Annotated in this window: 11 protein-coding genes and 1 tRNA gene; 7 read left to right on the plus strand and 5 right to left on the minus strand. The window is 47.8% G+C overall.

All coding sequences use genetic code 11. From position 1 onward, the window contains the following. Positions 1 to 174: 174 nt before the first annotated feature. Positions 175 to 339 (plus strand): hypothetical protein, encoded by a 165-nt coding sequence (locus tag RIG27_RS14995; protein ID WP_446346379.1) that lies wholly within the window; start codon positions 175 to 177, stop codon positions 337 to 339. A 78-nt stretch (positions 340 to 417) separates the two neighbouring features. Here RIG27_RS14995 and RIG27_RS15000 read toward each other — a convergent pair whose 3' ends face one another. Then, positions 418 to 540: a hypothetical protein gene (locus RIG27_RS15000; protein ID WP_446346381.1), complete on the minus strand. Its 123-nt coding sequence runs from the start codon at positions 538 to 540 to the stop codon at positions 418 to 420. Between the two features lie 16 nt (positions 541 to 556). Here RIG27_RS15000 and RIG27_RS15005 point away from each other — a divergent pair, with 16 nt between their 5' ends. After that, complete coding sequence (locus RIG27_RS15005) at positions 557 to 1,195, plus strand: lysophospholipid acyltransferase family protein (protein ID WP_446346383.1); 639 nt, start codon at positions 557 to 559, stop codon at positions 1,193 to 1,195. A gap of 44 nt (positions 1,196 to 1,239) precedes the next feature. On the opposite strand, the gene RIG27_RS15010 is transcribed toward RIG27_RS15005, so the two are convergent. Beyond that, positions 1,240 to 1,743: a DNA recombination-mediator protein A gene (locus tag RIG27_RS15010; RefSeq protein ID WP_446341271.1), complete on the minus strand. Its 504-nt coding sequence runs from the start codon at positions 1,741 to 1,743 to the stop codon at positions 1,240 to 1,242. A gap of 189 nt (positions 1,744 to 1,932) precedes the next feature. On the opposite strand from RIG27_RS15010, the gene RIG27_RS15015 reads away from it, so the two are divergent. Beyond that, positions 1,933 to 2,006 (plus strand) — tRNA-Val (locus tag RIG27_RS15015). A gap of 56 nt (positions 2,007 to 2,062) precedes the next feature. On the opposite strand, the gene RIG27_RS15020 is transcribed toward RIG27_RS15015, so the two are convergent. Continuing rightward, complete coding sequence (locus RIG27_RS15020; protein ID WP_446346386.1) at positions 2,063 to 2,233, minus strand: hypothetical protein; 171 nt, start codon at positions 2,231 to 2,233, stop codon at positions 2,063 to 2,065. A gap of 653 nt (positions 2,234 to 2,886) precedes the next feature. Next, entirely contained in the window at positions 2,887 to 3,111 is a 225-nt protein-coding gene (locus tag RIG27_RS15025; RefSeq protein ID WP_446346388.1) for a hypothetical protein, read from the minus strand. Positions 3,112 to 3,510: 399 nt separating this feature from the next. Between RIG27_RS15025 and RIG27_RS15030 the strand changes: the two genes are divergently transcribed. The 4 genes from RIG27_RS15030 to RIG27_RS15045 all read left to right on the plus strand — a co-directional run bounded on the left by RIG27_RS15030 (position 3,511) and on the right by RIG27_RS15045 (position 5,375). Next, complete coding sequence (locus tag RIG27_RS15030) at positions 3,511 to 3,744, plus strand: AbrB/MazE/SpoVT family DNA-binding domain-containing protein (RefSeq protein ID WP_446339928.1); 234 nt, start codon at positions 3,511 to 3,513, stop codon at positions 3,742 to 3,744. Further along, the gene (locus tag RIG27_RS15035; protein WP_446339926.1) at positions 3,732 to 4,178 is read left to right on the plus strand and encodes a type II toxin-antitoxin system VapC family toxin; all 447 of its coding nucleotides are present in this window, start codon (positions 3,732 to 3,734) and stop codon (positions 4,176 to 4,178) included. Before RIG27_RS15030 ends, RIG27_RS15035 begins: the two co-directional genes overlap by 13 nt. A gap of 4 nt (positions 4,179 to 4,182) precedes the next feature. Then, positions 4,183 to 4,461 carry a hypothetical protein gene (locus tag RIG27_RS15040; RefSeq protein WP_446346390.1) on the plus strand — a complete coding sequence of 93 codons (279 nt, stop codon included), beginning with the start codon at positions 4,183 to 4,185 and terminating at the stop codon, positions 4,459 to 4,461. A 752-nt stretch (positions 4,462 to 5,213) separates the two neighbouring features. Further along, positions 5,214 to 5,375 (plus strand): hypothetical protein, encoded by a 162-nt coding sequence (locus tag RIG27_RS15045; protein ID WP_446346392.1) that lies wholly within the window; start codon positions 5,214 to 5,216, stop codon positions 5,373 to 5,375. Positions 5,376 to 5,411: 36 nt separating this feature from the next. Here RIG27_RS15045 and RIG27_RS15050 read toward each other — a convergent pair whose 3' ends face one another. Next, positions 5,412 to 9,317 (minus strand): S8 family serine peptidase, encoded by a 3,906-nt coding sequence (locus RIG27_RS15050; RefSeq protein ID WP_446346394.1) that lies wholly within the window; start codon positions 9,315 to 9,317, stop codon positions 5,412 to 5,414. Positions 9,318 to 9,342: the final 25 nt, after the last annotated feature.

Raw genomic sequence — 9,342 nt, forward strand, 5'->3', positions numbered from 1 at the left:
AATCGATTGGCGATACTCACGACTTTCGCCTGTGCTAGACTAATTTTATAGATTAACACATTATTTATTACAATACAAGACTAAGAGAAAATAAAAAGTCGTCCTAAAAGGACGAGGCTTGTATCCCTAGTTCTCGGTCAAGATTTAGGCAGTCTTGAAACCATTCGACATCATTTGTTTAGCAAGTTTGAGAGTGTCGTCAATGCCCTAGACTATGATCAGATCACACCCGAGTCGTTTCAGTCGTTCACCTTCACCTGGGAAGCCGCGATCGCAGCGTTTCGCGATCGCCGAAGTACCCTCATGGCTCAACCAACCCCAATCTCGAAGTCGCAATAGCCAACGTAAAACCTAAAACCCGATAAAATCTTCAAATTGGTTGTTGATAACTGATACTCTAATACAGCAGCCCCAAATCTAGGGATTATGTTTAAGTCGATTTGTGGCAATAAACCCAAATCGATTAACTTTTCTCAATAGTCCGTAAATCATAACGAATGACCAATGACGATCTCCACCGTTAAATTGAATTTTTCCCATCTACTTAGGATGTTCTGTGACTAGAAACCGCGAACCCTTTGCTAGCCTAATCCTTTACCACGCCTTTAAATGGTCGGTAGTCAGCCCAGTGCTTAATGTTTACCTACGAGGTCACATTCATGGTGCAGAAAATGTGCCAATGGATGGTCCCCTGATTGTCGTAAGTAACCACGCCAGTGACTTTGACCCACCGATTTTGTCCAATTGTGTGCGGCGTCCGGTGGCATTTATGGCAAAAGAGGAACTATTTCGTGTTCCGGGACTCAAGCAAGCCATTCAGTTATACGGCGCTTACCCAGTGAAGCGGGGTGCAGCCGACCGGAGTGCTATTCGTGCGGCGATTGAGTGTCTATCTCAGGGGTGGGCTGTGGGTGTCTTTTTACAAGGCACACGCACACCGGATGGTCGTATTCCGGAACCCAAGTTAGGTGCGGCATTAATTGCAGCGAAGGGAAACGCCCCTCTATTACCCGTGAGTTTATGGGGGACTCATCGCATTTTTCCTAAAGGATCACCGATACCGCGTCCTGTACCCGTAACCGTGCGAATTGGTCAACCCATTGCCCCCCCAGCTTCGACAAAACGACCTGATTTAGCCGCCGTGACTCAGAGGTGTCAAGCTGCTATTCATGCTTTGCATGATTTAGGGCGATGAATTAGATGCGATAAATCGCATCGGGCACAGGACGTGCTTTTCGGTTAATCAAAATAGAAAATTGTCACCACCTTGCGTTGTTCCTCTGCCTCCTCACAGGTTCTCAGCAAGGTTTTGCTGTCATGAAAGGCGAAGCAAACAAGCTGTTGACATCGGGAAATGATTTCGGAGTTACACAACGCACTGGCTTCTGCCAGAGACAGATGATCATTTTCTGGGTTTTCTACTAAGTGCATCACTTGTTGGAGTTGAACTTGCGACTCCCGTGGCTGACGTTCTAAGCTTTGGGGCAAAATGACCGTCAGCAAATTCGGGTCAGCACGCATCGCACCGCGAATCGCGGCTGAGTTCGTACCTGTTGCGCCAGAGGTCATCAGACGATTGCCACCTAGAACCAAGGCATAACTCATCATCTCGATCAGATGTTGATGGGTAATGGGTACATGACGCGATCCTAACAGGGCAATCCGCTTAGAACCTGTTTGCTGGATTGTCGCAAGTTCTTGCGCTAAGGTATCTACACCGGAGATTTCTACTGATTGATTCAAAGATGCTGGTTTAGGCTGAACAACCTAGGTATTTTAGCAAAACCAGCGACAGTTAGAACTATTAGCTCGCAAAAAGGTGGCGAGAATGCAGGGATGCAGGGGGGTGGAGGGAGAAAAACTATTTGGGCTTGATCCGATTGGCTTGCCACTTTTGAAAGAGTCGTGCTACAGTAAGATACTGTTTGGTTCGGACGCATAGCTCAGTTGGTTAGAGCACCACGTTGACATCGTGGGGGTCACTGGTTCGAGTCCAGTTGTGTCCATTTAATTCAGAGTAATATCGTGTATTTTGGGAAAGGGAAAGACGCGATCGCAATCCTCACCCATATCCCGAACGCGATCGCACCTTTTCATAGAACTGCTTCGATTCCTGGTGATCGGGTGTATCTGGGGAAAGGGAAAGCGCGATCTGCTGTAAGGAGCAGCGCTTCGCTATCGCACTTGGTAGCCTGTCATTTTTGATTTGGGTGTAGGGGCGACCCGCTTGCACAAATTAATAACGGTGTTGACTCAATTTGATCGGGTCGCCCTTTATTTAATTGGCGGTGTCAAACAGTGTTTTTTGAGCGGTTATATGCTTTCCTGGATAAGCTTCCATCGCACTTTGGTGGGGAATCGCTTTTATTCCTGGTGAGATGACGTATCTGGGGAAAGGGAAAGCGCGATCTGCTGTAGGCTCTACTCGAAGAGCGATCGCACGCGGGGAATAGAGGGGATGCGATCGCGTGGAAGTCCAGGTATTTGTAGGGGCGGGCGCGAGCCGTTTAATTTTGATTTGTGTGATAACTTTTCAACCAAACCCGCCCTGGCTCAAAATGGAGGTGTGTTTTAGGCGATCGCTCTTTTGATCAGGGATTGGCGCTAACCGGGAGGGAAGGCGCGATCGCACGCGGGGAGACTATCACTTTTGATTCGGGTGTAGGGGCGACCCGCACCGCATTATGACTGTTATGTGCTTTCCTGGATAGGCTTCCATCGCACTTGGGTGGGGAATCGCTTCTATTTCTTGTGAGATGGTGTATCTGGGGAAAGAGAGAGGCGCGATCTGCTGTAGGCTCTACTCGAAGAGCGATCGCACCCTGGGGATAGAGAAGGTGCGATCGCGTGGGAGTCCAGGTATTTGTAGGGGCGGGCGCGAGCCGTTTAATTTTGATGTTTGTGATAACGTTTCAACCAAACCCGCCCTGGCTCAAAATGGAGGTGTGTTTTAGGCGATCGCTGTTTCGGTGAGGGATTGGCGCTAACCGGGAGGGAGAGGGCGATCGCACCCTGGGAGACTATCACCTTTGATTCGGGTGTAGGGGCGACCCGCACCGCATTAATTAACAAGGGTGTCCGCTTAATTTGATCGGGTCGCCCTTTATTCAATTGGCGGTGTCAAACGGTGTTTTTTGAGCGGTTATATGCGTTCCTGGATAAGCTGTCATGCTTTTGTGAGGAACGCTTTTATTCCTAGTGAGATGGTGTATCTGGGGAAAAGGGAAGGCGCGATCTGCTGTAGGCTCTACTCGAAGAGCTATCGCACGCTGGGGATAGAGGAGGTGCGATCGCGTGGGAGTCCAGGTATTTGTAGGGGCGGGTAATGGTGCTTAATTTTGATGTTTGTGATAACTTTTCAACTCGCGCCCGCCCTGACTCAAAATGGAGGTGTGTTTTAGGCGATCGCTCTTTTGATAAGCGATTGGCGCAAATTGGGAGAGAGAGGTGCGATCGCACTCTGATTCCATGTCAAGATAGTATTGAAATCAAACGATTCAGGTTTCGCCGATGACTGTGGCTCAAGTGAGTAGCAACTATGAAATTGAGATTCCGGTAACGATTCGAGAAGCATTAAAGCTGAAACCGGGGGATGCCTTAGAAATCAAAGTCGTGGATGGTGCTGTGGTTATGATGCCCGTTCCTAGTTATACATCGCGCCTGTTTGCCAAGCATCAAAATCTCTGGCGGGGGGTGGATGCTGTTGCCTATATTCGTGGGGAACGGGAGTCATGGCGCGATTAGATGACCTTGATGGGGTTACGATCGCTCTCGACAGTGTGATTTTCATTTATGCTTTAGAAGGAAATCCAGAGTTTGGCGAACTAGCTCGGAAAATTTTGGAGATGATTGAGCAAGGGAAGTGCCAGGGGGTTGCCTCTGATTTGGTGCTGGCTGAATTAATGGTTAAACCCTTGCGAGATGGATATCCTGAGATTGCCGAAGAATATGCTCAGGATTTACCCCGTTTTCCTAATCTGAGGTTTTGCCCGGTGACTCAGGTGGTGGTGATTGCAGCCGCCCGGTTACGAGGGAATAGCAATTTGGGCTTGATTGATGCTCTACATTTAGCGACGGCTGTGGAAGCTGGATGCAGGGTTTTTCTAACCAATGATGCTACACTTCGTTATCCCAACGCGGGTTTAGAGATTTGGATGCTTCGAGATATTGAAGATTGATGGATTGAGATCATCAGAAATTGGTGCGTATTCAGGGGGAGGCGCGATCTGCTGTAGGCTCTACTCGAAGAGCGATCGCACGATGGGGATAGAGAAGGTGCGATCGCGTGGGAGTCCAGGTATTTGTAGGGACGGGCGCGAGCCGTTTAATTTTGATGTTTGTGATAACTTTTCAACTCGCGCCCGCCCTGACTCAAAATGGAGGTGTGTTTTAGGCGATCGCTCTTTTGATAAAGGATTGGCGCTAACTGGGAGGGAGAGGGCGATCGCACGCTGGGGATAGAGGGGATGCGATCGCGTGGGAGTCCAGGTATTTGTAGGGGCGGGCGCGAGCCGCTTAGTTTTGATGTTTGTGATAACTTTTCAGCAAAACCCGCCCTGACTCAAAATGGAGGTGTGTTTTAGGCGATCGCTCTTTTGATCAGGGATTGGCGCTAACCGGGAGGGAGAGTGCGATCGCACGCTGGGAGACTATCACCTTTGATGCTGCTGTAGGGGCGACCCGCCTGCATCAATTAACAAGGGTGTCCGCTTAATTTGATCGGGTCGCCCTTTATTCAATTGGCGGTGTCAAACGGTGTTTTTTGAGCGGTTATATGCTTTCCTGGATAGGCTCCCATCGCACTTTGGTGGGGAATCGCTTTTATTCCTGGTGAGATGGTGTATCTGGGGAAAGAGGGAAGGCGCGATCTGCTGTAGGCTCTACTCGAAGAGCGATCGCACGCTGGGAATAGAGGGGATGCGATCGCGTGGAAGCCCAGGTATTTGTAGGGACGGGCGCGAGCCGTTTAATTTTGATGTTTGTGATAACTTTTCAACTCGCGCCAGCCCTGACTCAAAATGGAGGTGTGTTTTAGGCGATCGCTCTTTTGATCAGGAATTAGGGTCTGCTGAATAAGTCTGGTGGAGGGGGTAGGGAGCAGGGGAAGCAGGGGGAGCAGGGGGAGCAGGGGGAGCTATAGTACATTTTCCCTGATAGCGGTGCAAGGGTATAAAAGGGTTTAACCCTTTTTTCTTGAACAAAAACAAATATCAATGCAACTCAAAGCCTTGATAGCTAAGGGTTTGGGAGTTGTGCAGCAAGCCCGAATTAGTGCAAACCGGGAGGGGGAGGGCGATCGCACGCTGGGGATAGAGGGGATGCGATCGCGTAGAGTGTACTATTCGAGGGAATTAATTACGCCGAAGTTGAGTTAATGTTGCTCCCATGTAACGCACCATTTCAGATTGAAATTAACCAATTTTGAATGGAACGGTGTTTCCCCAATTACCAGTATGTACTTCTACATGTAAGTGAGGTCCTGTACTCCATCCGGAATTACCACTGTAACCAATGAGTTGACCTGCACTAACAGACTTACCTACATAAACTCCTGTAGAGTTGCTAAATCCTTGTTTCAGGTGTAAATAAGCAGAACGATACCCATTTTCATGCTGTATCACAACATAGTTAGCACGATGTTTATTCCACTCACCGCCACCAGTATCAGGATAACCATCTACAACTTGGACGACTTTACCGCTACGCATTAAGTACACTGGAGTGCCAATCCCAACTCCATAATCATAAGCGTAAGTTGAGCGACCACTATGAGACGTAGAGCCGTTGTTCCCTTGGGTAATGTCACCTTTACCGCTAAGTGGATGAACAAATCCTCGTAATGGATTAGAAGGCGTTGGGTTTGAATGCAACGTCGTATTGGAATTACCGCCACCATTACTACTCCCTTCACTGACATAGTAAGCAGCCACATAACCTGTCTTACCATTGACCTTAACTTTATACCAAGTCGTCCGATTTCCCGGCTCGTAAGCCTGACCAGAAACCTGTTCCAGAATAGTCAAGTTGGTTCCCTTAGATAACTTGCCAATGACAGACTTATTCAAATAAGGACCACTACGGAGACGCAAAGGATAACTGCCCACCTTGTCATTAACATGTCCTGGTTTACTTGTCGTTCCACCACCCGGATTTCCCCCAGGTTGAATCGGAGGTCGAGATTTAGGATAGCCAAAAATGTAAGCACTGGGAACCCAATAAGCCTTCCCATTACTCCAGTAACGATACCACAGCGCATCAGATTTACCTGTCCAGATGTCAGTTACAGACTCTCCATACTTCCATCCGTCAAAATGGAGTGTCTTTTTATAAGGTTCCGCTAAACCACTCCGATCTGAATGCTTCGGACTATTGCGAAGCGCGACTCCAATAGAAGGACCAACCCAGCCAGAGAAAGATTCTGCATGGAACCCTGAAGGTTGACTCGGTGACGAATTGTCAGAGGTTACATCAACATAGTAAGCCGCGACATATCCTTTTTTCCCGTTAACTTCTACCTGATACCAATCATTCCGAGAACTCCCCGTCGGTGTCGTGTAACCTCCTCCTGTAACCGATTTCAAAATCTTCAGAGAGGTTCCCTTAGAGAGTGACCCGATAATCGTTGCACCCACATAAGAATTAGCACGGAAATTCAACGGTAAAGAGCCTACCTTAGAATTCACGACACCCGATTTTGTAGGAGATGGATTCGGTTTTGGTGTAGGTGCAGGCTTACTCGGTGGAGGCGTAGAACCTGTTGCTTGACCTGTCAAGAATTTCTCAATCCCACGCGCCACCGCAGTAGCCGCTTTCTCCACATTGGCACGGTTCATTCCGGCTGCATCGATAAATAAAGATTCAACCAGAACGGCGGGAACATTCGTTGGCGCATTACGCAGAACAGAGAAATTCGCTGTCTTCACACCCCGATCAGGAATGATGCTGTCCGGGAAAATTGCATCCAACTCACTATTAATCGCTTGGGCGAGTTCAGCATCTTTAGCTGGAGCATTTGGATGGGAATAGACTTCATGCCCTTGAGCATTACTGTTAAATGCATTTTGATGTAACGAGACAAAAATATCATGTCCCGCCGCCCGTTGACCAATTTGTGCCAGAGATAAGCGTTCATCTAACACTTTTACCTCAGCACCAAGTTGTCGTAAATGGTCAGCAACAATCTTAGCCTGATGTAAGTTTTCGACAGCTTCTGTTGTCCCATTCCCACTCGCACCAGGATCAAATCCATTGTTGTCGATTCCATGTCCGGGATCTAAGATAATTTTCTTCCCAGCTAGAGTCTTGACATTTTGAGTCGGCGTAGGTTGAGGTTTAGGTATTGAGGAAGTCCCTGTTCCTTGTTTCGGTGCTTTAGAATTCAGTGTTTCATCGGGATTATTGTAGAACTTCTCAAATATCTGCTTGAGGAAGCTTTGCCAAGACGTACTCCCTGATGTGCCAAATACCTTCAAGAAATTAGTTAAGGCGGCTTGTTTTACTTGCTCTGGATTGGGTTGAGGTTGAGGTTGAGGTTCGGGTTCGGGTTCAGGTTCAGGTTCAGGTTCGGGTTGCTGATTGGGGTCATTCCCCGGTATATAAACCACTTGACCTACAGGTAATCCTGTTGCTTCTTCACTGGTAAAGGGTGCATTTCCGGCTGAATCTTTGGTGATTTCTGTCCAACGATTTCCATTCCCTAACTCCCGTTGAGCAATTCCCCAAAGCGTATCACCAGCTTTCAGGTCATAACGATAACGAACCGCTCGTTCCATCGGAGTAACTTTTCCTTCACCACTCCAAGTGATTGGAACGACTTGTAACTCAGGATTGTATTCTTCAGGTTTTGTCGCCTTAGCCAGATGAATTGCTGCCACCATGTTTAGTAATCCTGACCCGGTTTCTAAATCGTGATTTGCAGTTTTGAGATCAGTTGCCGTTGATTTGAGAATGTCAATTACTTGACGGTAACTTAACTCAGGGTTCGCCGCCCAAACTTGGGAGACGGCTCCTGTAACTTGAGCCGTTGCCACCGAGGTTCCATCCATGGCTCCCAGATGATTTCCTACAGTGGACAAAACTGGATTTTCTAATGTGCCGCTATCAGCAACAATATCTAACCCATTGCCATAACTTGAATAATCAGCACGGTCAAACCCTTTCCAAACAGAGGTTTCACCATCAATTTGTTCAGCAGAACCAACGGTAATGATGTTATCAAATTGTTGGGAGGCTTGTCCTAAAGCAGACATAACTCCGCCGTCATTGCCAGCAGCAACTGCCACCAAAACATTATTTTGACGGGCATATTCTAACGCTGCCATTTCTACAGGTGTAAACTCATAACGAGTGGTAACATTTCCATCCGCATCAATTTGGGTTAAATCCATACTCAGATTAACTACAGCATTGGGTTGTCCCGATTCTTGCGCCGCATCGACAAATTCAACTAATGATTCTGCCCATTGACCAGAACCCACAGCACGCCCAACCCAAAGCGGCGCATCATCGTTAATCCCTTCAATGCCAATATCGTTATCTTCAGTCGCCCCAATTATACCTAACACATGGGTGCCATGTTCATTCCCTTCATCTGTGGTTAGCAGAGGGTTATCATCGCCATCAATCCGGTCTTGTCCTAAGCTAATTCGGCTATAGTCAATATCAGGGTTATTTTCACTGAAACCTGTATCAATAATGCCCACTAACGGCTGATTTTCTGGAGAAAACTCATTCTGGACAGGTTCAGCGAGTTCAGAATCTGTTATCGGTTCGGTGACGATTTCACTGGTGTTAACAGGTTCATCGATAACAACATCCGTTGATTCTTCAGTCGTGGGTTCGGTAACGATTTCACCCTCATCGACTGGGATGTCATCGGTTGTGGATTCTCCGACCAATTCATCGGTTAATAGTCCGCCATCATCAGGCGTATCCGGCGTAATGTAAGGTTCGGCATAATCAATCAACGCTTGACCCAAATCAGTCTCCCGCCAATCCTTTCCAGAATCAATCACCTCATCTATTAAAGCGGCTTCACCCGTCGCCCCACGCACTTGGAAAATAACATCGTTATAATCCCCATCCGACTGCGTATCCACCCGCAAATCTTCCATCACAAAGGTACTTCCATCCCCCGTGACATCGGCAATTTGCCCCACATGAAACGCATCATCTGGATTCGCCGTCGCCATGGAAAATAGGGGACGCGCCGCCCCTCCCACATCGGGATTATCAAACACCCGTTGCACTGTATTATTGGGAACCAGCATGAAACCAAACTCATCCCCTGGACGCATTTGGACTGTCTTAACTCCCAAATACTCTCCAGAATTTCGGTCACTT

It is taken from the genome of Coleofasciculus sp. F4-SAH-05 (assembly GCF_040222985.1).
Taxonomy (GTDB): domain Bacteria; phylum Cyanobacteriota; class Cyanobacteriia; order Cyanobacteriales; family Coleofasciculaceae; genus Coleofasciculus; species Coleofasciculus chthonoplastes.